The 25839-nt window shown below is 47.6% G+C and carries 25 protein-coding genes and 1 other RNA gene; 6 read left to right on the plus strand and 20 right to left on the minus strand.

What is annotated here, in order from left to right; all coding sequences use genetic code 11:
- Nucleotides 1-13 precede the first annotated feature (13 nt).
- The 4 genes from ffs to ACGTIC_RS01150 all read right to left on the minus strand — a co-directional run bounded on the left by ffs (nt 14) and on the right by ACGTIC_RS01150 (nt 3521).
- An RNA gene (gene ffs, locus ACGTIC_RS01135) (signal recognition particle sRNA small type) lies at nt 14-113 on the minus strand.
- 140 nt (nt 114-253) lie between these two features.
- Nucleotides 254-1345: an outer membrane beta-barrel protein gene (locus tag ACGTIC_RS01140; protein ID WP_113855134.1), complete on the minus strand. Its 1092-nt coding sequence runs from the start codon at nt 1343-1345 to the stop codon at nt 254-256.
- Between the two features lie 160 nt (nt 1346-1505).
- On the minus strand, nt 1506-3056 hold the full coding sequence (locus tag ACGTIC_RS01145) for a M20/M25/M40 family metallo-hydrolase (RefSeq protein ID WP_113855135.1): 1551 nt from the start codon (nt 3054-3056) through the stop codon (nt 1506-1508).
- Nucleotides 3057-3071: 15 nt separating this feature from the next.
- Nucleotides 3072-3521: a GtrA family protein gene (locus ACGTIC_RS01150; protein ID WP_059076205.1), complete on the minus strand. Its 450-nt coding sequence runs from the start codon at nt 3519-3521 to the stop codon at nt 3072-3074.
- Between the two features lie 165 nt (nt 3522-3686).
- On the opposite strand from ACGTIC_RS01150, the gene ACGTIC_RS01155 reads away from it, so the two are divergent.
- Entirely contained in the window at nt 3687-4277 is a 591-nt protein-coding gene (locus ACGTIC_RS01155) for a phosphoribosyltransferase family protein (RefSeq protein WP_059076206.1), read from the plus strand.
- A 58-nt stretch (nt 4278-4335) separates the two neighbouring features.
- On the opposite strand, the gene ACGTIC_RS01160 is transcribed toward ACGTIC_RS01155, so the two are convergent.
- The 4 genes from ACGTIC_RS01160 to dapF all read right to left on the minus strand — a co-directional run bounded on the left by ACGTIC_RS01160 (nt 4336) and on the right by dapF (nt 8034).
- Nucleotides 4336-4923 carry a hypothetical protein gene (locus ACGTIC_RS01160; RefSeq protein ID WP_059076207.1) on the minus strand — a complete coding sequence of 196 codons (588 nt, stop codon included), beginning with the start codon at nt 4921-4923 and terminating at the stop codon, nt 4336-4338.
- Nucleotides 4924-5036: 113 nt separating this feature from the next.
- A complete protein-coding gene (gene sfsA, locus ACGTIC_RS01165) occupies nt 5037-6185 on the minus strand; it encodes a DNA/RNA nuclease SfsA (protein ID WP_113855136.1) in 1149 nt (382 codons plus the stop codon).
- A complete protein-coding gene (locus ACGTIC_RS01170) occupies nt 6175-7065 on the minus strand; it encodes an ROK family protein (protein ID WP_162816190.1) in 891 nt (296 codons plus the stop codon). The genes sfsA and ACGTIC_RS01170 overlap by 11 nt, the downstream gene beginning before the upstream one ends.
- 129 nt (nt 7066-7194) lie before the next feature.
- Nucleotides 7195-8034: a diaminopimelate epimerase gene (gene dapF, locus ACGTIC_RS01175; protein WP_113855138.1), complete on the minus strand. Its 840-nt coding sequence runs from the start codon at nt 8032-8034 to the stop codon at nt 7195-7197.
- Between the two features lie 177 nt (nt 8035-8211).
- Between dapF and ACGTIC_RS01180 the strand changes: the two genes are divergently transcribed.
- On the plus strand, nt 8212-9051 hold the full coding sequence (locus ACGTIC_RS01180) for an AraC family transcriptional regulator (RefSeq protein WP_075581703.1): 840 nt from the start codon (nt 8212-8214) through the stop codon (nt 9049-9051).
- Nucleotides 9052-9071: 20 nt separating this feature from the next.
- Here ACGTIC_RS01180 and ACGTIC_RS01185 read toward each other — a convergent pair whose 3' ends face one another.
- Nucleotides 9072-11351, minus strand: coding sequence for a hydratase (locus tag ACGTIC_RS01185; RefSeq protein ID WP_113855139.1), 2280 nt, complete (start codon nt 11349-11351; stop codon nt 9072-9074).
- 312 nt (nt 11352-11663) lie between these two features.
- Here ACGTIC_RS01185 and ACGTIC_RS01190 point away from each other — a divergent pair, with 312 nt between their 5' ends.
- Nucleotides 11664-13004: a citrate synthase gene (locus ACGTIC_RS01190; RefSeq protein ID WP_113855140.1), complete on the plus strand. Its 1341-nt coding sequence runs from the start codon at nt 11664-11666 to the stop codon at nt 13002-13004.
- Between the two features lie 2 nt (nt 13005-13006).
- Nucleotides 13007-14002: an isocitrate/isopropylmalate dehydrogenase family protein gene (locus ACGTIC_RS01195; RefSeq protein ID WP_113855141.1), complete on the plus strand. Its 996-nt coding sequence runs from the start codon at nt 13007-13009 to the stop codon at nt 14000-14002.
- Between the two features lie 81 nt (nt 14003-14083).
- Here ACGTIC_RS01195 and ACGTIC_RS01200 read toward each other — a convergent pair whose 3' ends face one another.
- Together ACGTIC_RS01200 and deoD are read right to left on the minus strand one after the other, a co-directional pair.
- Nucleotides 14084-14398, minus strand: coding sequence for an MGMT family protein (locus tag ACGTIC_RS01200; protein ID WP_236699646.1), 315 nt, complete (start codon nt 14396-14398; stop codon nt 14084-14086).
- Nucleotides 14399-14426: 28 nt separating this feature from the next.
- A complete protein-coding gene (deoD, locus tag ACGTIC_RS01205) occupies nt 14427-15134 on the minus strand; it encodes a purine-nucleoside phosphorylase (protein ID WP_113855142.1) in 708 nt (235 codons plus the stop codon).
- Nucleotides 15135-15297: 163 nt separating this feature from the next.
- Here deoD and ACGTIC_RS01210 point away from each other — a divergent pair, with 163 nt between their 5' ends.
- Nucleotides 15298-16254, plus strand: coding sequence for an NAD(P)H-dependent glycerol-3-phosphate dehydrogenase (locus ACGTIC_RS01210; protein ID WP_113855143.1), 957 nt, complete (start codon nt 15298-15300; stop codon nt 16252-16254).
- Between the two features lie 111 nt (nt 16255-16365).
- Here the strand turns inward: ACGTIC_RS01210 and ACGTIC_RS01215 are convergent, their stop codons facing one another.
- Both ACGTIC_RS01215 and ACGTIC_RS01220 read right to left on the minus strand, forming a co-directional pair.
- Nucleotides 16366-17115 (minus strand): hypothetical protein, encoded by a 750-nt coding sequence (locus ACGTIC_RS01215; RefSeq protein WP_113855144.1) that lies wholly within the window; start codon nt 17113-17115, stop codon nt 16366-16368.
- 82 nt (nt 17116-17197) lie between these two features.
- Complete coding sequence (locus tag ACGTIC_RS01220; RefSeq protein ID WP_113855145.1) at nt 17198-17731, minus strand: DUF2148 domain-containing protein; 534 nt, start codon at nt 17729-17731, stop codon at nt 17198-17200.
- 213 nt (nt 17732-17944) lie between these two features.
- Here ACGTIC_RS01220 and ACGTIC_RS01225 point away from each other — a divergent pair, with 213 nt between their 5' ends.
- The gene (locus ACGTIC_RS01225) at nt 17945-19267 is read left to right on the plus strand and encodes a hemolysin family protein (protein ID WP_234995433.1); all 1323 of its coding nucleotides are present in this window, start codon (nt 17945-17947) and stop codon (nt 19265-19267) included.
- Between the two features lie 20 nt (nt 19268-19287).
- On the opposite strand, the gene ACGTIC_RS01230 is transcribed toward ACGTIC_RS01225, so the two are convergent.
- The 7 genes from ACGTIC_RS01230 to dnaN all read right to left on the minus strand — a co-directional run bounded on the left by ACGTIC_RS01230 (nt 19288) and on the right by dnaN (nt 25658).
- On the minus strand, nt 19288-20094 hold the full coding sequence (locus ACGTIC_RS01230; protein WP_113855146.1) for a hypothetical protein: 807 nt from the start codon (nt 20092-20094) through the stop codon (nt 19288-19290).
- A gap of 26 nt (nt 20095-20120) precedes the next feature.
- Nucleotides 20121-22040 (minus strand): DNA topoisomerase (ATP-hydrolyzing) subunit B, encoded by a 1920-nt coding sequence (gyrB, locus tag ACGTIC_RS01235; protein ID WP_075581709.1) that lies wholly within the window; start codon nt 22038-22040, stop codon nt 20121-20123.
- Between the two features lie 75 nt (nt 22041-22115).
- Nucleotides 22116-22361, minus strand: a complete 246-nt coding sequence (remB, locus tag ACGTIC_RS01240; protein ID WP_059076222.1) for an extracellular matrix regulator RemB — start codon at nt 22359-22361, stop codon at nt 22116-22118.
- Nucleotides 22362-22363: 2 nt separating this feature from the next.
- Nucleotides 22364-23242 carry a DUF721 domain-containing protein gene (locus tag ACGTIC_RS01245; protein WP_113855147.1) on the minus strand — a complete coding sequence of 293 codons (879 nt, stop codon included), beginning with the start codon at nt 23240-23242 and terminating at the stop codon, nt 22364-22366.
- Entirely contained in the window at nt 23235-24323 is a 1089-nt protein-coding gene (gene recF / locus ACGTIC_RS01250) for a DNA replication/repair protein RecF (RefSeq protein WP_257536609.1), read from the minus strand. The genes ACGTIC_RS01245 and recF overlap by 8 nt, the downstream gene beginning before the upstream one ends.
- 4 nt (nt 24324-24327) lie before the next feature.
- Complete coding sequence (locus tag ACGTIC_RS01255; protein ID WP_206084919.1) at nt 24328-24546, minus strand: RNA-binding S4 domain-containing protein; 219 nt, start codon at nt 24544-24546, stop codon at nt 24328-24330.
- Complete coding sequence (dnaN, locus tag ACGTIC_RS01260; protein WP_059076225.1) at nt 24543-25658, minus strand: DNA polymerase III subunit beta; 1116 nt, start codon at nt 25656-25658, stop codon at nt 24543-24545. Before dnaN ends, ACGTIC_RS01255 begins: the two co-directional genes overlap by 4 nt.
- Between the last annotated feature and the right edge of the window lie 181 nt (nt 25659-25839).

Genomic DNA, 25839 nt, shown 5'->3' on the forward strand with positions numbered 1-25839 from the left:
CTCGTGTATGACAACCCGTCAGGTTGCCTCATGGCACATGGAAATGACTACTTATCGCTGCTTCCTCTCGGACCTGACGAGGTTCATAGGTTTCCATTGCACAAGTCCCGACGGATTGCCACGCACCAGTACTTTTATTCTGTTAGCTATGTAATTATATCGTATAAATGGAAAAATAGCAAGCATTTTTACATTGTAAAATCAGCATAAAAAAGGCCTGTCAATAGGCAGGCCTTTTGAGTACATCGTATTTTTATTTATGTTCCCAGATATCAACGCGGCGGTTGTCAGCACGGCCCTGATCCGTGTCGTTGCTGGATACAGGATCATGGAAGGATTTGTAATCCAGGATCATCTGAGAAGCCGGTACGCCATTATTGACAGCATACTGAGCTACATTATCTACACGGCGTTTGGAAAGATCCGTGTTGTATGCATCGCTGCCTTTGGAGTCTGTATTCCCCGTCAGTTTAAATTGTTCTGTCGGGTTGGCCTTGGCAACGGATACGAAGTTGTCCAGTTTGCCCTGTTCAGAAGCCAGCGGCTGATCTTCGTCAAAACCGAAGTGGATGCTGTCGAGGTAGTAATCATTGTATACATGAGGAGCTTCTACGGGAGCCGGTGCCGGAGCTTCATAGACAGGAGCCGGTGCTTCTTCTACAGGAGCTTCTTTGTGGCCGCCGCCGAAGCGGTAGGACAAGCCGGCGATGAAGCCTTTATAAGAAATATTGGCATCATCTTTCAGACCAGGCATATCACCTTTGTCAGCCAGTTTCGTGTTAAGGTAACGGTACCCGGCGTTGATGTCGAGATCCGGCGTAATGCTGTAGCCGAGGCCGGCTTCCCACATGGAAGTATTCTTCGTGCCGAGAGCGCCTTTGGCATAGATGTCGAAATTCTTGGCAAGCGGTGCTTTGGCGATAAGGCCGATCTGAGCTACGTTATTGGTGTCACTCCAAGCGCCGAGGTCGTTATTGATACGGTTCCAGCCGGCGAATACGGCAAAGTTTTTATTGAGGCCATAGACGAGGTTGACTTCGTGTTCGTCACCGTCGGTAGCACGTTCACCCTTATAATCGGTCTTCAGGCCGTAGTAGTTATACTGCAAGGCCAGTTTGTCCGTAAAGGCATAGGAAAGACCGCCCTGGAAATTCCATTTGGAATCAGAGCTTACATCTCCACTGTTAGCACCCCAGTTGGAAGAATCTACTTCAGCCTTCGGATTCCAGGCGCCGAGGTCAATCTGCCACTGGCCCTGTTCAAACTGTGTCTGCGGAGTTGCAAAGGCAAACGAAGATACGCACGCTGCAGCAGCAACGAGTGTCAATACTTTCTTTTTCATCATAAGTATCCCACGCTTTCATAAATAAATGCATCATTGATTCATAACAATTTCTAATAAAAAATCATTACGGACCTTTGTTACGTCTTTATACTACCACTTGATTGTTACAGTTTTGTTACAATTTTCTGGAAAGTACGATAAAAAAGAATTACAGTTTGCTCTATTCTGCCGTTTCTCCTACATAGCTTATAATTTTGCGCAATATATTGGGAAGCCGGGAGGATACACTGTCTATATTGACCCGTTCGGTCCGTTCATGCAGGTCTTTGCCCCAGGGGCCAAGAAGAAGGAAGGGAATCTGCATTTCTTCCATGGCGCCAAAATCAAATCCATAGGATTTCCCCCACAGCGGCAGATTATGTTCCAGCAGGGATTCATCCATGTCCGGATTGACACAGCAGTAGCTGCAGTCGGAGACACCATTAAAATAATGATCATAGCGAACATCGGTCATCTCGCCGATAATCTGCCGAAGCCCGTCATACCGCGTGTCATGAAGAATCAGGCTGTCTGCCGCAGGGTAATAAGGCGGTGCAAAGGCAATGACGACCATAGGCTGATTCATGCCGGTAAAATCGAGGACCGCTTCCAGAAGGCGTATCGTTTCCTGGGCATAAGACGTTTCACCTTTTTGTAATCGGATAAAGCTGTTATTTTTGGCATTTTCATAAAATACATCGAATCCCGGGTAATCTTCTGCCTGTTTCAGTAGTTCGGCACTGGTCATGACTTCCATTGAAAGGGCGGGACTGACATGGCTCAAAGCATCGGAAACGGCTTTTTGCGCCACATTTCGCAACAGATACATGACATCTTCCGGCGTCTTCGTATAAGTCATGAAATTAGCACAGCCTGCAGCACGCTGTGGCAGGGATACATCGTATTTATCCTTGCGGTCCCGCTGGAAAATCCAGGCTGGCGGCGGCGTCATTTCGTCACCACAAGTATCGGCCAGAGACGCATCACCTTCCGTTTCCGCCACGATCCGTGACAATACCCCCAGTGGATTGATTCCCTGCTGATAATTGCCGACATGGACCGATTTTCCCTGTACGATGACGACAGGCAGGAGCTTTCCTACCGACCCGGTAAATGCCACGATTTTCCCATTTTTCTTTTCGTTAGGTTCACTATTGATGAGAACGCGGTAAATGAGCCCATACGTATCACGCAGATCTTTCAATACCGGAACGGCTGTCCGCATTCCCGTCGAATATGATTCTTCATCAGGCAGGGAGACAAAAAGCAGGCCGGCTTCACCACCACCCTGGGCAGCATATTCTTCGAAAACAGCCAGCTGGGCAGCCGCTCCGCCTTTCATATCGCAGGAACCGCGTCCGACCATCCATTCTCCGCTCTTTAAATCGGAAAGGACGGATTCGTCTTTTTCGAACTGTATCAGTTCCTGCAGAAGTTTTTCCGGAGAAAAAGCGTCATCCCGCAAAATGCCATACGCTTCCGTACCGACGACATCATGATGATTGAGGAAAATGACCGTATCCTTTTTCCGCCCCGGTATAAACCCGCAGACGACAGACCGGCCGGCCGGATCGTTGGGAACGCGCATGAGGCTGACTCTTACGATTTCCCCCATGGAAGACAGTTTTTTCTGCAGATATTTTTCCATATCGACTTCTTTTTCCGTATTCGTTTCGCTGTCAATGGCAATCATTTCTTTCAGGATATCCAGTACACGCTGATTTTTTTCCATAACCCCATCCCCTTTTTATTTGAAAATCCATTTTTTTCGTGACAAATAATTCCATACGGTTACAATAGCACTGGCCATGATCTTTGCCGGGAGCGGCGGCAGTCCCAAAATAGATGGCGATGTAAAAATCCACATGAGGAGCAGATTCCATCCCAACCCGATGACACTGACGAGGAATACGAGAGAAATTTCTGCACCGCGCTGATAACGGCTGCCACTATCGAACACGAAGACGTTACAGAGAATATAATGGTACAACGTCGAAAAGGCAAAAGCCAGTGTCGTCGCCACCAATACATTCTGCGTCTGCAAAGGAAACATGGATGCTCCTGTCAGTACCTGAAAAATCAAATAAAAAAGGCCCCATTCCAAGAGAGCTGCACTGCCGCCGACAAGAAGATACATGAACAATTTCATGTATTCGTTGTTTGTATAATCAAATCCAAAAATTTTTTTTTGTTTCATACGGTCCTTTCCGCAGCAGTATATTACATCTATGCCAGCAATTGTCATAGCATATTTTTATTATAGGACATATAGAAAATAAATGCCACAAATTTATCATTTCTATGGCATAATTATTAAAAAAAATGTATACTGAATATAGAATTCTCCAGGAGGTGATAAAATATGGTCTATGCATCAGAATCAACATATCAAGTAGAATTTAATCATCACGCATATACGCTGCCCGTCTGCCCGGGAGCCGGCGGCATCAGCCTGGTAAAAGTCGATTTTATACATAATCCATATTTAATGTACGATGCGGCAGTGGAAGCTAACCGTTACATGAATCACAATATCAGCAATCATATTGATATCATCGTGACACCGGAATGCCGCTGCATTACCCTGGCAACACAGCTGGCTTTCATGAACGGCTGCCAGGTCATCATGCTCCGTAAATCCTTGTCTGCCGATGAAGAGCAGCGTCCCTTCTGGAGCGGAACCTACCAGTCTCGTACGCATAACAGGCCGGAACACCTCTATCTGACAGAAGACAAGGCTCGGATGATGGCGGGGAAACAAGTCCTGGTCCTCGACGACGTATCGAGTACGGGAAAAACCTTTATTGCCATCCATAACGTGTTGGAAAACGTAAACGTGCGGGCCTCTTTCTTTGCTATTTTTGATGAAGATTGTGAAAAAGACAAACAACTGGCAACCCTGCCTTCATACTACTTCCTGAAGACACTGCCTGTACCGGATTACAGTGAATAAAAAAGAGACTGCCGATGCCGTGGCATCAGACAATCTCCTCCCTATTCATAAACGATAGTTATTCTTCTACTCCTGTCAGTTCCAGGCATTCTTTCCGTGCCGAATCTTCACAGGAACGCATAGCCAGAATCGTCTTTTCAAAAAGGTCATTCAGATCCCAGCCCAGCATTTCTGCACCGTTTTTGATGACGTCCCGGGAGCAACCGGCGGCAAACCGTTTGTCCTTGAATTTCTTTTTCAGGCTCTTGACTTCCATATCTTTGGTGCTTTTCGATGGGCGCATCTTGGCAGCTGCCCAGATAAGGCCTGTCAGTTCGTCCGCAGCATAGAGTACCTTTTCCATCATATGTTCCGGTTTGACATCGACCGTCAGGCCATATCCATGACTGACGACGCCGTGGATGAGTTTATCATCGGCATGGATTTCAGCCAGGAGTTCCGGTGCTTTCTTGCAATGCTGTTCCGGATATTTTTCAAAATCAATATCATGAAGAAGGCCTACGAGACCCCAGAAATCGACATCATCACCATATCCCAGTTCCTGGGCATACCAGCGCATAACGCCTTCAACGGTCAGGCCGTGCATGATATGAAACGGTTCCCCGTTATATTTACGAAGTAATGCAATTGCATCCGATCTTTCCATATTATATATACCCCCTTGTGTTTACATCAGATTAGTATTTATTATATCATAGAAAAAAGCCGTGGCCAGCATTTTTTGCCACGGCTTCTATACTTTTAGAACATAATTCTAATTTATATACAGGCATCTACATCCGGATCGAGACGATTCATGCGGAAATCTTCGACAATCTGGATAAAGTAAGGCAAGTGGATGGGATTCTCTGAAAAACCGAATAAGTGACTGGCACAATCACAATCGGTACATCCAAAACCATCTATCCGCCATCCGGCAATGCCATCGACAGCATGAGCCAGATCATGCTCCAGGTCCTGAGATGTACGGATGGGAATAGCTGCAACCGTATCAGCATACTGGCGCAGGTAATCGATGTGCCAGTGCATATTCTTACGGCGCCTTGTATGACGGGCCAGCCGGGCTGTGAGATGTTTCCGGGCCGATCCTGTATAGACATAATATCCAGCTGGAAAGTGCAGGCTCCCCCTAGCTCCAATGACTATATCCATCGTCTCTTCCAGATGCATGACAAAGAGATAGTCACCACTATCATGATTTTCTCTTACAAGGACCGCTTCAGGATACGAAAGAAGGCGCACAGGCACCGGTTCCGTAAAGGACGGAGTCCAGGAAAGGGCCAGTGCCTTCCAGTTCAGTTCCGGTGCTGCTTCCATGAATGCCGAAGCAAAATCTGGGTCCGTATGATAATCCGGCAGGAACCATCGGGCCCGGTCCCAGTGTACGAGAAACAAAAGTCCTGTATGAATACCCTGACGATGCATGGATGCCAGTTCCAAAATATGCTTGCGCCCCCGCGCCGTGACAGCGTCGGGAAACATGGCTCCCGTGCGGCTGAACAGAGTACACGATTTAACTTCTACATAAAATAATTCTTTCCCCCGGCCCAGGAGCAGGTCAAACCGGCTGTCCCCGACCGTTACTTCCCGGCGCAAAAGGTTCCAGTCTTCCCATCCTGGAACCTTTTTTTCGGTAATCAGGCGGGCTGCCGTATCATTATTGTACTGTGTGTCGAGGAGAATGGGCACACCGTCTCGTTCTACGCCCACTACATCCCAGGCCGTCCGCCGTTCCGGTTTGGCACTGTGCCGGACATAGAGCTTTGTACCCGGGTACAATAATTCCCACATCCGTCCCGGATTAGGCATGTGGCAGCGTTCTTCTTTGCCATGAATAGACACAAAAGCGATAAACCGGTTGGGACGGCTGATAAAATATCCAATTTCTACAGGTTCGTTATATATCATGATGACGTACTTTCTGTAATAACCAGTATAAAGCGCCACTCAGAGCTGCCGTTTCTCCCAAATGGGCAAAGGTGACGCGCGTATGTTCATATACTATTGGCCGGAGACGTTTTTTGAGTTCTTCCATCAAAAGAGGGCGGATATACCGCATCTGAGCAGCCAGACTGCCTCCGATGATGACCATATCAGGATTATAAAGATAACAGATATTGGCAATTCCGGCAGCCATATGATCGATGAGACGACGGATTGCCATGACTGCCACAACATCACCACTTTTTGCCTGACGGAACAGCTTTTTTTCATCCAGCGATGCTGCCGGAACTTGACGGGCTGCAGCGACGTTCTGAAGCAGTGCCTGTATAGAAGCAGCCTCACCAAAAGTTGCGGATGAACCGATTTTCATATAGCCTATTTCTCCAGCACTGAACGAGGCACCATGGAGCACACATCCATCGATGACAACGGCACCGCTGATGCGATTTCCCATATTCAGGCAGAACAGCAGATGAGACCGCTGTCCGGCACCGAGCCAGTATTCCCCCAGGGCCGTGCACTTGACTGTATTTTCCACGCTGCAGGGAAGTCCACAGGCTGCCGACACGGACTCTGCCAGTGGATAATCCTGTTCTATGTCTGTTTCTTCTCCCGAAAGAATAATTCCCTCTCCCGGTTCGACCAGACAGGGAACGGATAAAGCCAGACCGCCCAGTGTTTCTTCCCCGTCATAGGAACGGACAATAGCATGAAGTGCCTGTACTACCGATTTCCAATCTCCCTCCGTTACTGGTATTTCTTTGGATTCCGATAGCTGTCCCGTTTCATCGGACAGACTATAAACAACCACATCCGTGCGGATATCGGCACATATATAATTCATAGGCACACATCCTTTCCCATATCGGTAAAATCTGACTGGCATTCTTTTCTAGTATAGCATATTTCCTGCCCCGGAGATACGAAAAAAGAGCTGTCTCTAAGGCAGCTCTTTCATTTCTCTTATACTCTTTCAATTTTCCAGCCATTCACCGGTAAAGGTAACGGCGGCCGGACCGGTCATATATACGTTGCCATCTTCTTCATTATATTCGATATGAAGCGTACCCAGATATAACTGAACATCGACACTGCGTCCGGTAAAGCCATTGAGGAAAGAACCGACTGCACAGGCGCAGGAACCGGTCCCGCAGGCCAGAGTAGCGCCAGCGCCGCGTTCCCATGTATGGACTTTGATTGTATGGTCATCAATGACCTGTACAAAATTCATATTCGTCTTACGGGGAAAAGCTTTGTACGTTTCAAATTTAGGCCCCAGTTCGGGAAGATTGACGGCATCGACATCTTTGACGTAGGTCATCGTGTGGGGTACGCCCATGAGAAGGCTGGTAATATGATAGGTTTTGCCATCGATTTCAACGGGTTCATCAATGACGGGGCCTGCCGGGCCTTCCATAGGAATCTGGGTACGGTCTGTAAACGGTTTACCCATATTGATGGTGACCAGGCTGACCTGGCCGTCATTCCCAACAGTCACTTTCGGTTTCATAATGCCTGCCAATGTTTCTACAGCAAATTCTTTCTTCTGGATAATGCCATGATCATACACATATTTGGCAAAGCAGCGGATACCATTACCACACATTTCCGCTTCACTGCCATCGGCATTGATGATCCGCATGCGTACATCGGCTATATCGCTGGGAACGATCACGATGATGCCATCAGCGCCAATTCCCGTATGAGGAGCACACATCTTTCTGGCAAGACCGGAAAAATCTTTATCGGCGCCATTTTTATCTTCCAGAAATACGAAATCATTGCCTAAGCCGTGCATTTTTACAAATTTCATAGGATATACCTCCCAAACTCTATCTATTCCTATACAGACACATTCACTTTTTCTTGAAATCTCACAACCAGTATTATACAATAACCGAAAGTGACAAGTATATGTAAATAATGCTATATATATTGCAAATACTGTTTAGTCGAAGAAAATACATTCATTAAAAAAAAGGAGAAAGTGATGGCAGAAAAAACAGGATATCTTCATGAAAAGTTTCGGTTGTTCCACGTCTGCGATAAAAAGGCCTGGACCTGTCCGTACCATTATCACGACTTCGATAAAATCACGCTATTCCTACAGGGACATGTCACATACGATATTGAAGGCACATCGTATGTACTGCAGCCCTTCGATGTCGTCGTCATTCCTGCCGGTCAGATTCACCGTCCGGTCATCGCCGGTGATGCCGTCTATGAACGGATCATCGCCTATTTGTCTCCTTCCTTTATTGATACCTTTGCCCGCCGCGGTTTTCCCGTCCTTCCTGTATTTCAGACACCTTCACCGATTCTGCGTCAGCATCAGGAAGCAGGCAGCGTATACAGTACAGCCTGCCGGCTCCGCCAGGCCTGGATGGTCAGCGGAACAGCCGGTGATATCCTGAAAGAAGCCATATTTACGGAATTTCTCATATATCTTACCCAGGCCGTCAACGAAAAGAAAATAGGCTATGTCCATCAGAACAAAAAAAATGAAAAAATCATACAAGTCATGGATTATATAACCGCCCATCTGACAGAAAAACTGACCATTCCATCTATTGCCCGGGCCTGTTTTCTCAGTCCGGATTACATTATGCATCTGTTTAAAGAAGAAACGGGACTTTCCATCGGCCAGTATATAACGACGAAACGGCTGCAAAAAGCCCGCCACCTCATCGAAGAGGGGCGGGCTCTCACGACCGTATGTTACGACTGCGGTTTCACTCATTATTCCACGTTTTACCGGGCCTGGAAAAAGCAATATGCCATTGCTCCCAAACACGGCAATCAAATTCTCGATTCAGATTTTACGGAATAATCTCAGATACTATGGATATGTCAGCGGTTGCGATTGAAATTGATAAGACATCCGGCTTTGACGATTTCTTTTTCCGTATCCGTCATAGGCGCAATGTAGAGATCCATCTCTTTCCACGATCCGACGACGTAAGCCCTGATATGCTGCAGATCACCGGAAAGGGCCTGACGTACATTAGGAATGAAGATGTAATCGCCCACTTCAAAATTCGGTTCTCCCCGCATCTGGAACGGCAGCATACCCCAGTTCATGACATTGGAACGATATCGTTTTGTCGCATATTCCTGGCAGATATTGGCCAGTCCCCCGAGGACGCGCTGGCAACTGGCTGCCTGTTCACGGGCAGAACCGTCGCCGGGACGGGTACAATAAATCATACTGCCGATTTCCGTCGTCTTCATGGAAGTTTTCGGAAAATGCTGACTAATTTTTTCATAAACAGCTTTTATATCGGGATCAACTCCTGCCGGGCATTGTCCGGAAAGACGTGCCAGTTCCAGTTTCCGGACCTCTTTGGCCCGTCCTACGTATGCCGGATCCCGGCGGGATAAAGTAAATTCAGCCAGTCCCAGAGGATTGGAACGGTATGAACTCGTTTCGCCAGACGGAATCAGTTCGTCTGTCGTCGTGACCGCATCGGTGATTTTGGAACATACCCGGAGAAGGATATCATCAGCAAGCGGTTCCATAGCCGGCCAGTCTTTGATGTTCGGGCCATAAATGAGATCTGCACTGGTTTCCGCTTTGCCAAATCCGTGGTATACGCGGGCTGCATAGGCACTGTCATCATAGTCATAAGGAGGTACTTCATAGTCATCGGCATACACTTCAGCTGATGTGAGGACACCGCCATTGGCAGCTGTTGCCGCAATAGAACGGGCATCCATCAGCGCCACGGCAGAAAACTGTCCCTGACCGGGCTTACTGCCTTCACGGTTCGGGAAATTCCGCGTCGTATGACGGATACTGAGTGTATTATTAGCTGGCGTATCGCCTGCGCCAAAGCAGGGACCACAGAACGCTGTCTTAAAGACAGCCCCCGCTGCCAGAAGTTCTGAAACGGCGCCTTTTTTTACGAGGTCCATATAGACCGGCTGGCTGGACGGATACACATCGAGAGAAAATACGCCATTGCCACACGACGCGTTTTTCAAAATGTGAGCTGCTGCCATGACATTGACATAGTTGCCTCCGGCACAACCGGCTATGACGCCCTGCTGGACATGCAACCGGCCATCGACGAGCTTATCGGTCAGACTGAAGGGAATATCCCTGTCTCCGATGAGTTCTTGTGCCCGTTTTTCTGCTTCCCGCAGAATATCACCGGCATTCTGATTGAATTCGTCGATTTCATAGGCATTGCTCGGATGGAATGGAAGGGCAATCATCGGTTTGATCGTTGAAAGATCTACTTCGACAAACCCATCATAATATGCCACATCAGACGGATTTAATTCTTTATACGCATCGGGACGCCCATGCTGGGTAAGATAGGCTTTCGTATCGTCGTCAGTACGCCATACGGATGACAGACACGTCGTTTCTGTCGTCATGACATCGACACTGTTGCGGTAATCCGTCGTCATAGAAGCGACACCCGGTCCGACAAATTCCATGACCTTATTTTTGACATAGCCGTTTTTGAACACGGCACCGACAATGGCAATCGCAATATCATGGGGCCCTACGCCGGGACGGGGACGGCCCGTCAGATATACGCCGACGACACCGGGATAGGCAATATCATAGGTGTCACAGAGAAGCTGTTTGACCAGTTCACCGCCACCTTCCCCCATAGCCATCGTCCCCAGGGCACCATACCGGGTATGGCTGTCTGAGCCCAGGATCATGCGGCCGCAGCCGGCCATTTTTTCCCGCATATACTGATGGATGACGGCAATATGGGGCGGTACATAGATGCCGCCGTATTTTTTAGCCGCTGACAGTCCAAAGAGATGGTCATCTTCATTGATCGTGCCACCGACTGCACAGAGGGAATTATGACAGTTGGTCATGACATACGGCAGTGGAAACTTCGTCATGCCCGATGCCTTTGCAGTCTGGATAATCCCTACGAAGGTAATGTCATGGGAAGCCATGGCATCAAATTTTATTTTCAGATGATCCATATCCGGAGCCGTATTATGCTGTTTTAAAATAGAATAGGCAATAGTCCCTTTCTTTCCTTCTTTTTTAGAAAGAGCATGACCGGCCAAAGTCTCTGCCCTTTTTTCTTCTTGTTCCGGAACGACTTCTGTCCCATGGATGAGCCAGGCACCACCGTCAAATAGCTTTATCATCGCCTTGATTCCTCCCTTATTGTACAATTGTTTGCGTTTGCTGATACTGAAATAATCGTAAATTATTTTCATATAGTGAAAATATTATTCGTTACGTCCATATTATATCATAATTATTCTTATCCTGCCTAGTGTCAGAAATGGGAAATTTTTTTCGTCATTCGTTTTACTTTTCCCGTAATTATGCTATAATAACTTATACTCTCAGAGAGCTTGGCGGAGTAAATCTATGAATGTATAAATATAAAAAATGATAAATTTTTAAAAGTTTTCATTTCGTTATTTATACCGTATCGGAAAGAGAGGAATTTCATGGATAAGAATATTTATCTGGCGCAATTTTATGGCAAATCACAAAACTACACACAGATTCCGCGTGACTGGTTCCCTAAATTTGGCGTCAAACGGGGTCTGCGTAATGAAGACCATACAGGCGTATTAGTCGGTCTGACCCGGGTTGCCGATGTCGTTGGCTATAAACGCGACGCCGAAGGCAATAAAATAGATTGTGACGGCATCCTGTACTATCGGGGCATCGATGTGCGTACTCTCATCGAACGGGAAGATTATCACGGTTTTCTCTATGAGGAAGCCTGTTTTCTCCTCCTTTTCGGCTATCTGCCGACACGGGAAGAACTCGATGCTTTCTGTAAAGTCCTGCAGAGCGGCTATGACCTGCCTGATGAATTTCTGGAAATGAACCTCCTGCGTCTGCCCGGCAAAAACCTGATGAATAAATTGCAGCATGCACTCATCACATTGTACAATTATGACCCCGATCCAGACAATATCGATGTCTATCAGACCTTGCGAAAAGGGCTCAATATTATGAGTAAACTGCCCTCTATTGCGGTTTACGCCTATATGTCCAAAGTACACTATTACAACAGGCAGAGTCTGGTCATCCACTATCCCCGCAAGGATTACTCGACGGCTCAGAATATTCTTTCCATGCTCCGTCTCGACGGCAGATTTACCGAAGAAGAAGCGCATCTTCTCGATATTCTCCTCTTTCTCCACGCCGATCACGGCGGTGGTACCAACTCGACCTTTGCCAACCTCGTCGTATCCTCTACCAATACGGATATCTATTCTGCCATGGCCGCTTCTGTGGCAGCCCTCAAGGGGCCCCGTCACGGCGGTGCCAATGTTAAAGTTTCCATCATGATGGAACGCATCATCGATGCCATCGGCATCAAAGCGACCGATGCCCAGATGGAAGATGTCGTACATAAAATCCTGCAGAAAAAATTCAAGAATCACAGCGGTCTGGTCTACGGGTTTGGTCATGCTGTCTATACTCTTTCCGATCCCCGTGCGGAAATCATGCGTCACTTCTGTGGCATTGTCGCCAAAGAAAAGGGCATGGATGAAATATACAATTTCTACCGCCGCTTTGAAAAGGTAGCCATAAAGACTCTTTCCGAAGCAAAAGGGACCCATATGTGCAGCAATGTCGATTACTACAGCGGCTTTGCCTATCAGCTTTTGGGCATCCCCCGTGATTTGTACACGCCGCTCTTTGTCATCAGCCGTTTCGTCGGCTGGCTGGCTCATAATATTGAACACAAACAGTACGACGACCGCATCGTCCGCCCAGCTGCCAAGTATGTCGGCGAAATCCGCGAATACATTCCTATGGAGGATCGATAACCATGAAAACTATTACTGTATTTAAAGGCGATGGCATCGGCCCTGAAATCACCGATACTGTCATAGATATCCTGAAAGCTGCCAAGGCACCGCTGGAATATGAATGTTTCAACGTAGGAGCTGCTGAATACGAACGGCACGGTGCCCTCGTACCAGATGACGCATTCCAGTCGTTTGAAAAAACACATATCCTGCTCAAATCACCAATTACGACACCTATTGGCACGGGATTCCGTTCCATCAATGTCATGCTGCGCAAAAAATACGATCTCTTTGCCAATATCCGTCCGGCAAAGTCCAATACGGCCGTCAAGACGCCATTTCCCAACGTTGATCTGGTAACATTCCGTGAAAATACAGAAGATTTGTATGCCGGCGTGGAAGAAAAGATAAGTGATGATGAAATGCATTCCATCAAGATCATTACCCGTCATGCCAGCAGCCGCATCATCCGCGCCGCTTTTGAATATGCTCTGTCCCACAACCGCCATAAAGTGACCTGTGTCCACAAGGCCAATATCATGAAACTCAGCGATGGCATGTTCCTGTCTATTTTCCGCGAAATTGCCAAAGAATATCCCCAGATTGAAAGTGATGACAAAATCGTAGATAACACGTGCATGCAGCTGGTCATGCATCCGGAAAATTTCGATGTCATGGTCATGCCCAATCTATACGGCGATATCATTTCCGACCTGACAAGCGGCCTCATCGGCGGACTGGGACTTCTTCCGTCCATGAATATCGGTAGTGACTATGCCATGTTCGAAGCCGTCCATGGCAGTGCTCCCGATATTGCCGGCAAACACATCGCCAATCCGACAGCCCTTCTCTGGTCGGCCTGCATGCTTCTCGAATACATAGGCGAAACAGACACGGCCAAAGCTATCCGCCGTGCCGTTGACGACGTGCTGGCCGAAAAGAAATACCTTACTCCTGACCTGGGTGGAACAGCTAAAACGGAAGAATACCGCGACGCTATCATCGCCAAGTTCTAAAACAGAAGATATGATAAAAGCGATGTATCTGTAATGGCTATCATGACAGATACATCGCTTTTTTATATCGTGATTTTCTTTTTAAGTCATACCTTCATTCCATTGAAATATTTTCATATCTACACAGCCATTTTTCTTAAATACAACGCCTTCTTTCTCCAAAAGTTTCCTTTGTGATGAAAAAGAAGGTGCCAGTCTGCCGGCACTATTGACAACCCGATGGCAGGGATATCTGCCATAATATTCCGCCATACTCAGGACTTTTCCTACCAGACGGGCATTATTATCTCTGCCAATGAGCCGTGCAATCTGTCCGTAAGAAGCGACCCGTCCTTCCGGTATTTCGCTGACCACAGAAAGGATTTCATAAATCAGGTCATCATGTAACATAGTCATATCACTGCCTTCTGCCGGACTAATCATCTCATTCGCTTACTGCCGTATCGAGGGCAATGCGGATCATGTCATTGAAGGAAGTCTGCCGTTCTTCTGCCGTGCAGGCAGCCCCCGTCAGGAGATGGTCACTGACCGTAAAAATACCCAGCGCATGGGCTTTATATTTTGCCGCCAGGATATACAGAGCGGCCGTTTCCATTTCTACGGCCATGATGCCATAATCGGTGAGTTTTTTATTATCGATTTCTTCATCATAAAACCTGTCTACGGAGACGATATTGCCGACGCGGACCGAAAGATTATGTTCTCTGGCCTTTTTATAGGCTGTGCGGAGAAGGTCAAAATCAGCCAGAGGAGCATAGTTGATGGCCGGGCCAAAGATATTTCGGATAATCGATGAATCCGTCGTCGCTCCCTGGGCGATGAGAACATCGCGAAGCTGGATATCTTCCCGCATGGCACCGCATGTACCGACGCGGATCAGTTTCGTTACACCATAACTTTCCAGGAGTTCATGGACGTAAATAGAAATAGACGGAATCCCCATACCCGTTCCCATGACAGAAACACGCTGCCCTTTATAGGTGCCGGTATATCCCAGGATATTTCGCACCCTGTTAAAGCACCGGGCGCCTTCCAAAAAGGTTTCAGCAATATATTTTGCCCGCAAAGGATCTCCGGGAAGTAATATACGGTCTGCAATCTCTCCATCTCTGGCTTCAATATGTAAACTCATAATAAGGACTCCTTTCGTCGTTCAGAAATGTCTACATACGTATTGTATCATGAATCCTATGCCCTGCCTAATTTTAACCTGCTTATGATTCATGGTATAATATAAAAGCACAGGGATATATCCTGTTATGTCGAATATTGTATCATCCGGAGGTTTTCTCTTTATGAATATTACTGTCTTAGGCTGTGGCCGCTGGGGAACTTTTCATGCCTGGTATGCTCACCGCATTGGCCATAATGTCACTCTCTGGGGCCGTCCCGGTTCTCCCCATCTGGCAGAACTTATTTCACAACGTCAGAATGAATACCTTCATATGCCTCTTGACATTGCTCTTACGGCCGACCTGACCGCCGCCCTGGCCGGTGCCGATATCGTCATTATCAGTATCAGCGCCCAGCAGCTGCGCAGTCTGGCCAAACAGATCAGGGCTACGCGCCTGACCCACATGCCCTTCGTCCTTTGCATGAAAGGATTGGAAACAGGGTCAGGTAAGAGACTTTCTACAATCATGAAAGAAGAACTGGGCGAAGACGCACGTACTGTCGTATGGGTGGGTCCGGGTCATGTACAGGATTTCCTTTCCGGTATGCCGAATTGCATGGTCATGGCATCAGATAATAAAGAACGGACACGGCGCATTGCCGATATTTTTAGCAGTCCCCTGATCCGCTTTTATTATGGCACGGATCTATTAGGCACGGAAATCGGTGCAGCCGCTAAAAATGTCTATGGCATCGCTGCCGGCATGCTCGACGGGTTCCACTACAGCAGCCTCAAAGGCGCTCTCATGGCCAGAGGTACCCATGAATTATCCCGGCTCGTCGCCGCTATGGGAGGCAGTGCCATGACCGTATACGGCCTGAGCCACCTGGGAGACTACGAAGCGACTCTTTTTTCCCAGCACAGCAACAACCGGCGGTTCGGTGAAGATTTCATTTTACAGAAACCATTTAATAAATTAGCCGAAGGAGTATATACCTGTGAAGCACTCATGGATTTATCGGCTCAATGGCAGGTAGAGCTGCCTATTACACAGGCTATTTATGATATCCTTTTCCAGCACAAAGATCCGGCAGAAGAACTGCGTACGCTCTTCCTTCGTTCCCAGAAAGAAGAATAAGTCCCGGATTACGGTCATAAAGAACAGGCTGTCGCATAAAGCAGTATTTGCTTCATGCAGCAGCCTGTTTTTATAATGCACAGAAACTATATCCAACGGTATACAAATATCTTATTCCGTCTTTTCTATAGTGACCGTCGTGCCATTGTCTGTTGTAACTTTGGATGTCGTATCCGGAGCCGTTTCTTTCTGTTCCGGCGCATTATGTTCCGCTATCGTCTTGGCATCAGCCGGACTGACAGGAGCAACGACCGGTGTAGGTGCTGGTTCCTGTGTAGAGGTATTCTGTGAAGCCTGTGCTGTTCCATCCACGGTAGTTGCTGTACCGCCTGCTACTGCCGCCGCTGCCGCCGCTCCATTGTCATCGGCTACGACACCAGCCCAGATAGAAATGATTTTGCCATTTTCTACACCGAAACTATATCCGCCAAACGCATTGGGCAGGGACGGATTGGGTTCCATAGCGTAATGATAATAGGTGACGCCATTGACTTCCCCTTTTCTTTCGCAGGGGCCGTATTTTTCTGTAATGACGGCTTCATCCATACCGACGCCGACACCAGCCGGTGTATTCAGTCCATTATGCCCTGAAGAAAGGACAGTAAAAACAGTGCTGACATCAGAAGGATTCGATGTAACGATAAAAGAATTGCCATAGGTGTAGGTTGCCTGCGTCGGCGTATCAAAATTCGTTGAATCAGGCTGGCCATAAAGGCTCTTCATATAACTGACAGCTGAGCCGGGACCGATGCCACCGACAAGGACCTGGTCATATGGTATAGCAGCCAGACAGACCGAGGCGCTCATAACGGCTCCTGTAACGAGAATACATACTTTTTTCAAAATCTGCTGAAACTTCATGATACTTCCTTCTTTCCCTGTATTTCAATCCGTATCTAGTATAGCAGATACAGAAAAAATGTGAACTATCAGTTTATACTTTTTACCGGTCAAAAAAGGGATCCTTTCCAGAAACGGATACGGCAATACCCAGCCACTTATATTCACAACCATAGGGCATTTCACCTGCCGCTTTTCCAATAGACGCATAAATCCGGCTGTCGGTCAGCTCCCGGTGTGCCGCCAGCGCAGCGGAAGACAAGGCAATGCCCAAATCGACGTAGATATACGCACAATTGCCACCGGCTTCCCGGCAGCTGCTGCAATCGCCAAAATCACAGAAATTACAGTGAGCCAGGCCGCGGTAGCTTTTTTCAATACCGATGAGAACTACGGCGTCGGCCTGCCGTACATTGCCTGCATCCCGTCCATACCAGTGCTGCCAGGAATCACCAAAATATTTCTTTCCGATTTCTTCCATTTTATCAGCCAGCGCATCCTTTTCTTCTCCCGTAACGACCAGCGTATGGATACCATCAATATGCCGCGTTTTCGGCGCTGTCCTGGCTGCTGCACACATGCGGGCCGCCGTTTCCAGAACGGCTTTTTTTTCCATTTCATCCCCTGTATAAATCATCGCCTATCATCCTCCTTGAAATAATGTTTCTTTTTTTATCATACCAGAGTCTGCCCCGGCCTGCCAGTATAGACCAGAATAATGAAACGGAATGTTTCCGCTATCACCTTGCCTAAACAGAATAAACACGTTATAATACTCATCAAATACCCATATTTTGAATTTAAAAAGGAGTTGCTATCAGATTTGGATGTCTCGCTAGGGGAACAATTTATGGTCATCGTATTGCTCATCATCGGGAATGGCATTTTTTCTATGCTGGAAATGTCCATCGTCAGCTGTAGTCAGGCCCGTCTGGAGGCTTTGGTAGAGGAAGGAAACAATTCTGCCCGTATTGTCATCCGGTTGCGGGAAAACCCGAATAAAATGTTTTCTACCGTACAATTCGGCATGACTCTGGTCAGCCTGCTCACCGGTGTCTATGGCGGTACAGCCATGGCAGAGCCCATGTCCCACTCTCTCATAGACCTCTATCCGCCTATAGCTCCTTATGCCTACTCAGTTAGCCTGACAACGCTGGTCATTGCCATTACCTATCTGACATTGATTCTGGGAGAACTGGTTCCTAAACGTCTGGCTATTGATAATCCAGAACGGATTGCCTGTTTTCTGGCCCGCCCCATGTTATATTTTTCTTCTCTCTGTACACCGCTGGTATGGTTTCTGTCTGCTTCGACGGCAGCCGTTATGAAACTCATGGGGGCCGGTCATCCACAAAAGAAACCCGTCACAGAAGACGAAATCAAGCTGCTCCTCGAACAGGGAGCCGAGCTGGGTGCCTTTGCCAAAGAAGAGCCGGAACTGGTAGACCGCGTATTCCGTCTCGGCGATATGGATGTAAGCGATATCATGACTAACCGTACCCAGGTGGACTGGATTGATTTGGAAGATCCGGAAGAAACGGTCATCAGAGAAATGTTAGACTGCCATCATCTGATCATGCCGGTAGGACGTGGGTCACTCGACGATTTTGTCGGCGTCGTATCCATTACCGATGTTTTTGGCAAATATCACGCTTCCGTCCTTAAACAGCATACACCGTCGATGATACAGATTCTGGAGGACAGCCTGCGCCGGCCTATCTATGTTCCCGAATCGATGGATATTATGAAAGTCGTCCAGACTTTCCGCGAACACGGTGTCCATGAAGCGGTGGTCCTCGATGAATATGGCAGCCTGAGCGGCATCGTCACGCTCCATGACATTCTGGAAGAACTACTGGGAATCATGCCTGCCGGTGAAGAGGAAAAGCAGGAAGAAGCCAACCGCATCATCCGCCGGGGCCCCGGTGAATGGCTCATGGAAGGTCTGCTCACAATCGAAGAATTTAAAGATTTCTTTGACCTCGATGAAGACCTTCCCGGAGAAGAAGACGATCTATACAAAACACTGGCCGGATTCGTTACGTATAAAATAGGCCGTATCCCTACCGAAACGGATACATGCAGCTGGAAAAACTTCACTTTTGAAGTCATGGATATGGATAATCTCCGCGTCGATAAAATTCTGGTAACAAAAAAAGAGACCGCTGAATGAGCGGTCTCAATTTTTTTTTATCATACCCAGATTCCAATGCCGCCGTGGCCATGGTGATGCCATCCGCCGCCCCATCCGACACCGATACCGATGCCAATCGGCCTGCGTCCGGAATCGTGATTCGATGAATCAGCAGGCTCAATGACTTTAACGGTCCGGGTAATGGTACGTACCGTGTTACCCATGCGTAAATCGATAACAATGTCTGCCTTCCCTTCCGATTTAGACACGATATTCATTTTTTCAGAAATATCGGCTACAGAAGGATTCAGACTGGTAATTTTGATATCATAGGGCAGTCGTCCCGGCATGCGGACGCGCAGGATGCCATAGCTTCCCATCGGTATTTTACCTGGATATACCGTCACTTCTGCCTTATCGAGCAACTTTTCCGGCGTTCCCAGAATGAGTACGGCATCATCATTATCCTGTAATTTCCAGACACAGGAATCATCTTTAGCAACAAAATAACTGCCTATAAGGATGTGACTGTCCGTATCATATGCTTTGACACTATAGAAATAGTCACCGGTAAGATTTTTTTCTACCCGGTAATAGTATCGTCCCGTATCTTGTGGGAGTCCTGTCTTTTCACGGGAAATTCCCTCAACAGCTCCTGTGACGGCATCATATACGCGGCCTGATGTAACATAATACTTGTTTGTATTTTTCATATGTACAGCCGGATCGGTAATGACGACCGTCTGTGTCTGTTCTGCCACAGACGGTGCCGCCTCAGCCGGCAACACCGTACCAGACGCCAGCACAGAAAGCGTACAGGCGCACCACAGCGCTGTGCAAAGACTTACATGCCAAATTCGTTTCATCAGACATCCCCCCTCAAGGAAATCTCTTACAAATCCAGATTGCGGACTTTCTTTGCATTTTCTTCAATAAATTTACGACGCGGTTCCACCTTATCTCCCATGAGGACGGAGAAAATCTTATCGGCTTCTACAGCGTCTTCCAGGTGTACCTTGAGCATAGTGCGATTCGCCGGATCCATCGTCGTTTCCCAGAGCTGTTCCGGATTCATTTCACCCAACCCTTTGTACCGCTGTACGACAACCGAGCTGTCTTTTCCCAATTCTTCCAACTTGGCATTCATCGCTTCATCCGTATAGAGATACCATACCTGTTTTCCCTTGCGTACCTGGTATAACGGCGGCTGGGCAATATATACATGGCCCTGTTCAATCAGCGGTTTCATAAACCGGTAGAAAAATGTCAGAAGCAGTGTACGTATGTGGGCACCATCGACATCGGCATCGGTCATGATGATGATTTTATCGTACCGGCGCTTGGTAATATCGAATTCTTCGCCAATACCCGTTCCAAAAGCAGTAATCATAGACCGGATTTCATCATTGGCCAGTATCTTATCGAGCCTTGCCTTTTCCACATTGATAATTTTTCCACGGAGCGGCAGGATAGCCTGGAAACGGCGATCCCGGCCCTGCTTTGCACTGCCGCCGGCAGAATCACCTTCGACCAGATAAATTTCCGTCTGATCCGGATTCTTTTCCGAGCAATCGGCTAACTTGCCGGGAAGACTACTGATTTCCAATGCATTCTTGCGCCGTGTCAGTTCCCGTGCCCGGCGTGCAGCCTGACGGGCCCTCGATGCAGAAATCGTCTTATTGATGATATTTTTAGCTTCTGCAGGATGTTCTTCCAGATATTCCCGCAGTCCGTCTGATACGATGTTATCAACAATCCCCTTGACTTCACTGTTGCCCAGTTTCGTCTTAGTCTGTCCTTCAAACTGCGGTTCCCGCACTTTGACACTGATGACCGCCGTGAGACCTTCCCGGACATCGTCTCCGGACAGATTATCTTCATTATCCTTGATGAGTCCGGCCTGCCGGCCATAATCGTTGATCGTACGTGTCAGACCGGAACGGAATCCTGAAAGATGAGTTCCCCCTTCTTCAGTAAAGATGTCATTGACAAAGCTCAAGATATTTTCACTGTACCCGTCATTATACTGCATGGCGATATCGACAATGACTTTATTCTTTTCACCATCAATCTGGACAACGGTCGGATTAACAGCCGTACGGTTTTCGTTCAGGAATTCTACGAACGAGACCAGCCCGCCTTCATAGCAGTATACTTCCTGTTTTCCGTCACCGCGTTTATCCGTCAGGGTAATATGCAATCCCTTATTGAGGAAGGCCAGTTCCCGCAGACGTGTTTTAAGCGTATCAAAATCATAGACCGTATCAGGGAATATCTCCTTATCCGGTTTAAATGTGACGTGGGTACCTGTTTCTTCACCGGGGCGCAAGGGACGAACTTTCATCAGCGGCTGGTCGGTCACGCCACGCTTAAAGGAAATAGTATACAAATATCCATCCCGTTTGACTTCCACGCGGGTCCATTCACTCAATGCATTGACAACACTGATGCCGACACCATGAAGCCCACCGGAAATAGGATAACCGTCTCCGCCAAATTTGCCACCGGCATGGAGCACAGTCAGAACGACTTCGACAGCTGGTTTCCCCACTTTATGCATAGCAACGGGAATACCACGGCCATTGTCAATGACGCTGATGCTATTGTCTTCCCCGATTTCCACTTCGATATGTGTGCAATAACCGGCCAATGCTTCATCAATACTATTATCTACCACTTCATATACGAGATGGTGCAGTCCACGCAGACTCGTACTGCCGATATACATACCCGGCCGTTTGCGTACGGCTTCCAGCCCTTCCAGGACCTGGATTTGTTCCGCACCATACTTTATTTTCTTGTCTTCCGACATGCAATGCTCCTCCTCTTCTGTCCTCCTGTGATGACACAGGACCTGTAACATCTTATTATACCAGATTTCAGCCGTTCAATCCACACTAAACAGCTCTTCATACCGTTTGACCAGCGTAGAAAGAGACAGGGGTGAACCATACACAGCATCTTCCGTGACTACATATGTACCAATCTTTTCTGTACTATTTCCCACATATTCATACGGTTTATAGTACTGCATGAGCGGATTGGCTTTACTGGCACGGCTGGGATGAGCCTTGAACAGGGCGACGAGGCGGCGTACATCGATCATCCGGTTTCCGCCGATATGAAGATACATAATCACTCCTTCTTTCTATAACGGTTAGCCAGGTTGCGGACATAATCATCGGGTAGTTCCACCGGCGTTTTCCTCGTGATGAACAAAGCCAGGAATAAATCATCTTCCGGTGTATCGCTATCGTAGTGGATCCGTTCAATGAGCTTATAAATACAGTCCCGCCGTACTTCATTGTACAGTTCTACGTACAGCCGGTCACTGCGTACGGCTCCTATCTCATGAACGAACTGATCCAGTGACAGCCATGGCATCTGGATCAACAGGTCGTGTACCAGCTTTTTCTTGTGCTGCCTGTCTTCGAGACGGCACAGGAGACATATCGTTTCTCCTTTTGCCAGCCAGCGGCCACAGCGCGGGCAATGGCGGAATCCTTCGGCTTCCATGGACAGGCGCCGTTTTTCCTGGGCAAAGCGCAGGGCTGCCATCTTTCCGCGGATGCGTTCCGGCAGGTGGCATGTTTCCTGCCTCACCATCTGCACATAATCATCGGATAAGACCACATCACGGATACGGCCCCGGGGATAGTCTGACTCCTCTTCTCCTTCAAGGGTTTCATACACGACCGGGGCCGGCTTTTTTCCACTGCGTACAAACCGCACCGACTGGACGAAATCTTCACCGATATAATCGTTAAGTTTCTTTTGTATTTCCTGACTGTACATAAAAAGCTGATTCATCCACACAGGATTGAGAACGCCTATTATTACGCAATTTTTATCTACGTCTTTAATATAAGAATATTTCGCAATTTGTTTACCTATAATCTGAGGCCAGTCCCGCTTTGCCTGAAAAAAGCGGAACGGTGTAAGCAGTTTATTTTCTTTGAGGACAGCCGGTATAGAAAGTCCGGCTTTTCCCATTTCATGGGTCCGCTTAACCATTGGCAGCCACCCTGCCTTGTTCAATACAGATAAAAGAACAATCAGCGACAGACCGGAACATATCCGGTTCCGTCGTCGTGATAAATGTCTGGATACGTCCTTTAACAAAGGATAATAACGCCTGACGGCGCTGACTATCCAGTTCACTCATGACATCATCCAAAAGAAGTACCGGATATTCCCCTGTTTCCGATTTCATATATTCCAGTTCGGACAGCTTCAATGCCAGAACAGCCGTGCGCTGCTGTCCCTGGGAGCCATATTTCTTTAAGTTGGCTCCGGCAATGGAAAATTCCAAATCGTCCCGGTGGGGCCCGACCGATGTAGACATGCGGTACCGGTCCTGTTCCAGATGGGACTGCAGCATATCATAATACCACTGGGCATCCTTTTCCCTACCGTCACCATAAGGCTGCACATAGTCAATGTCCAGTCCTTCCCCTCCGCTGAGGCGCTTGTGGGTAATCCGGGCCAGAAGGCGGATTTTATGCAGGGCCATCAGGCGGCGCTGTACGATATCGGCTGCCAGGCTGGCAATCTGGCGGTCCCACTCTTCCAGGGACTGGACCTTTTCATACTTCATTCGCTTAAGCAGCAGATTCCTCTGGGCAACAGCCCGGTGATACCGGAGAAGAGTCTGACAGTACACCGGACTGACCTGTGATAATTCACGATCGAGAAACCGGCGGCGAAGAGCCGGTCCCGCCTTGATAAGCTGCAAATCTTCTGGTGAAAACAGGACCTCATTTAACGTACCGATCAGCTCTCTGCGCGATACTCTCGTCTTATTGACCCATAGTTCTTTCTTTGCTTCTTTGGAAAGAATCATTTTAATCTGCTGTATGACACCGCTGCGGCTGAAATTAAGGATCAGACTTGCCGTCTGCTGCTTCCATTGGATGAGGTCCGCATCGGCAAGTCCCCGGTACGATTTACCAATACTTGCCATATACAGCGCTTCCAGGAGATTCGTTTTTCCCTGGCCGTTTTTTCCGTGCAGCACGACAATCGATGGTGGAAATGTCACTCGTTCATCATCATAATTGCGGAAATGCAGCAGGCGGATATCATGAATCAGCATAGTTTTATTCCCCAATAAGTTTATACGTACCGATACCCTTTATCTCAACGATGTCACCGGAATGGAGCTGCTTCCGCTTGGCCTGGCATAATGCGCCATTGACAAAAATCCTCTTTTCATCCAGAAGCGGACGGATCTGTCCTCCGCTTTCTATGACATCAGCCCATTTTAAGAATTGGTCTAACTGTATCATATTAGTTTTAATTTCGATATTTTTTATCATTTTGCCCTCATTGGTGTAACGACAAATACACAATTCTGTTCATCTTTATCTTGTACCAGCATCGGACTACTTGTCTTCAACTGGAGTACAATTTCTTCACTATGGCAGTGTTTCAGGATATCCAGGACAAATTTTCCATTAAAAGCGATGCGGATGGGTTCGCCTTTAATCTGGCAGGAAACACTGTCTTCAATCGTGCCGTAATCGGGATGCTGGCTGGTCAGGCTGATCTGTCCGTCCTGAATAGCAAAATTAATGACATTATACTGGGCATCTTTTGCCACGATAGAAGCGCGTTCGACGGCTGCCGTAAATTCCTGGCGGTTCAGCGTCACCGTACTGGTAAACTGTGTCGGGATAACCCGGCGGTAATTTGGGAATTCCCCTTCAATCAACCGGGTACGGATAAAGATATTGCCAAACCGGACAGTCATAAAATTGCGAAGCGCTACAATCTGTACATCCTGCGGTATATCCGTCGGCAGCTGACGGGCAATTTCCATAAGCAGCCGGCTCGGAATGACGGCTTTGAAAGGCTGTTCGACCGGCTGGGCCAGTTCGGCTGATTTGAGAGCCAGGCGATGAGTGTCTGTAGCCACCATATTGAGAGTCGTCCCGCTTACATCGATATGTGTACCGGTGAAAATGGGACGGGCCGTATCGGTAGAACAGGCATATGATGTATGGTCGATGAGGTCTTTCAGAGTAATACTGTCTGTCGTGAAAGAAGAAGTACCATTTTCAACAATGTCTACTTCATTAAAATCATCCGGATTGATTGTCAGGCATTCAAATTTCAGTTTTCCGCCTTTTAACAGGAGCTGGGTATCTCCATCTTCTTTGATCATCTCGATTTCATCACCAGGCAGACGACGTGTCAGTTCGATGAGAAATGGATTAGCAATAAATACTTCGCCTGGTTCTTCAATGATGCCCGGTACTTCCGTACGGATTCCCATATCGTAATCATTGGCCTGGAATTCGATCATATCGCCGATGGCTTTGATGAGCAGGCCATTTTCATAAGAAATGTTATTACTTTTATCCTGGGCGATTTTTTGTACGGACTGGAGTCCTTTGTTGAGGTCTTCTTTTTTGAATCTGAGTTTCATGGTTGTCCCCTTTTCTATGATGGTGAGGTTAATTGAAAAATGAGTTAAAATCGTAGTAATAGTCATAGGCGCTGTGAAATTGTGCATAAGTCCTGTGAAGGCCTTATTTTATGCTATCCACAGATGTGTATAACTTGTGGATAAACCGGATTTTTCCATCCACAAATCCACTGTTTTCCGG

Source organism: Megasphaera hexanoica, assembly GCF_043520715.1.
Taxonomy (GTDB): domain Bacteria; phylum Bacillota; class Negativicutes; order Veillonellales; family Megasphaeraceae; genus Megasphaera; species Megasphaera hexanoica.

What these genes read in the sequence shown, in the direction of transcription:
- ACGTIC_RS01140 (WP_113855134.1), bottom strand. Translation starts at nt 1,345, where the DNA reads ATGATGAAAAAGAAAGTATTGACACTCGTTGCTGCTGCAGCGTGCGTA.
- ACGTIC_RS01145 (WP_113855135.1), bottom strand. Translation starts at nt 3,056, where the DNA reads ATGGAAAAAAATCAGCGTGTACTGGATATCCTGAAAGAAATGATTGCC.
- ACGTIC_RS01150 (WP_059076205.1), bottom strand. Translation starts at nt 3,521, where the DNA reads ATGAAACAAAAAAAAATTTTTGGATTTGATTATACAAACAACGAATAC.
- ACGTIC_RS01155 (WP_059076206.1), top strand. Translation starts at nt 3,687, where the DNA reads ATGGTCTATGCATCAGAATCAACATATCAAGTAGAATTTAATCATCAC.
- ACGTIC_RS01160 (WP_059076207.1), bottom strand. Translation starts at nt 4,923, where the DNA reads ATGGAAAGATCGGATGCAATTGCATTACTTCGTAAATATAACGGGGAA.
- sfsA (WP_113855136.1), bottom strand. Translation starts at nt 6,185, where the DNA reads ATGATATATAACGAACCTGTAGAAATTGGATATTTTATCAGCCGTCCC.
- ACGTIC_RS01170 (WP_162816190.1), bottom strand. Translation starts at nt 7,065, where the DNA reads ATGAATTATATATGTGCCGATATCCGCACGGATGTGGTTGTTTATAGT.
- dapF (WP_113855138.1), bottom strand. Translation starts at nt 8,034, where the DNA reads ATGAAATTTGTAAAAATGCACGGCTTAGGCAATGATTTCGTATTTCTG.
- ACGTIC_RS01180 (WP_075581703.1), top strand. Translation starts at nt 8,212, where the DNA reads ATGGCAGAAAAAACAGGATATCTTCATGAAAAGTTTCGGTTGTTCCAC.
- ACGTIC_RS01185 (WP_113855139.1), bottom strand. Translation starts at nt 11,351, where the DNA reads ATGATAAAGCTATTTGACGGTGGTGCCTGGCTCATCCATGGGACAGAA.
- ACGTIC_RS01190 (WP_113855140.1), top strand. Translation starts at nt 11,664, where the DNA reads ATGGATAAGAATATTTATCTGGCGCAATTTTATGGCAAATCACAAAAC.
- ACGTIC_RS01195 (WP_113855141.1), top strand. Translation starts at nt 13,007, where the DNA reads ATGAAAACTATTACTGTATTTAAAGGCGATGGCATCGGCCCTGAAATC.
- ACGTIC_RS01200 (WP_236699646.1), bottom strand. Translation starts at nt 14,398, where the DNA reads ATGACTATGTTACATGATGACCTGATTTATGAAATCCTTTCTGTGGTC.
- deoD (WP_113855142.1), bottom strand. Translation starts at nt 15,134, where the DNA reads ATGAGTTTACATATTGAAGCCAGAGATGGAGAGATTGCAGACCGTATA.
- ACGTIC_RS01210 (WP_113855143.1), top strand. Translation starts at nt 15,298, where the DNA reads ATGAATATTACTGTCTTAGGCTGTGGCCGCTGGGGAACTTTTCATGCC.
- ACGTIC_RS01215 (WP_113855144.1), bottom strand. Translation starts at nt 17,115, where the DNA reads ATGAAGTTTCAGCAGATTTTGAAAAAAGTATGTATTCTCGTTACAGGA.
- ACGTIC_RS01220 (WP_113855145.1), bottom strand. Translation starts at nt 17,731, where the DNA reads ATGATTTATACAGGGGATGAAATGGAAAAAAAAGCCGTTCTGGAAACG.
- ACGTIC_RS01225 (WP_234995433.1), top strand. Translation starts at nt 17,945, where the DNA reads ATGGTCATCGTATTGCTCATCATCGGGAATGGCATTTTTTCTATGCTG.
- ACGTIC_RS01230 (WP_113855146.1), bottom strand. Translation starts at nt 20,094, where the DNA reads ATGAAACGAATTTGGCATGTAAGTCTTTGCACAGCGCTGTGGTGCGCC.
- gyrB (WP_075581709.1), bottom strand. Translation starts at nt 22,040, where the DNA reads ATGTCGGAAGACAAGAAAATAAAGTATGGTGCGGAACAAATCCAGGTC.
- remB (WP_059076222.1), bottom strand. Translation starts at nt 22,361, where the DNA reads ATGTATCTTCATATCGGCGGAAACCGGATGATCGATGTACGCCGCCTC.
- ACGTIC_RS01245 (WP_113855147.1), bottom strand. Translation starts at nt 23,242, where the DNA reads ATGGTTAAGCGGACCCATGAAATGGGAAAAGCCGGACTTTCTATACCG.
- recF (WP_257536609.1), bottom strand. Translation starts at nt 24,323, where the DNA reads ATGCTGATTCATGATATCCGCCTGCTGCATTTCCGCAATTATGATGAT.
- ACGTIC_RS01255 (WP_206084919.1), bottom strand. Translation starts at nt 24,546, where the DNA reads ATGATAAAAAATATCGAAATTAAAACTAATATGATACAGTTAGACCAA.
- dnaN (WP_059076225.1), bottom strand. Translation starts at nt 25,658, where the DNA reads ATGAAACTCAGATTCAAAAAAGAAGACCTCAACAAAGGACTCCAGTCC.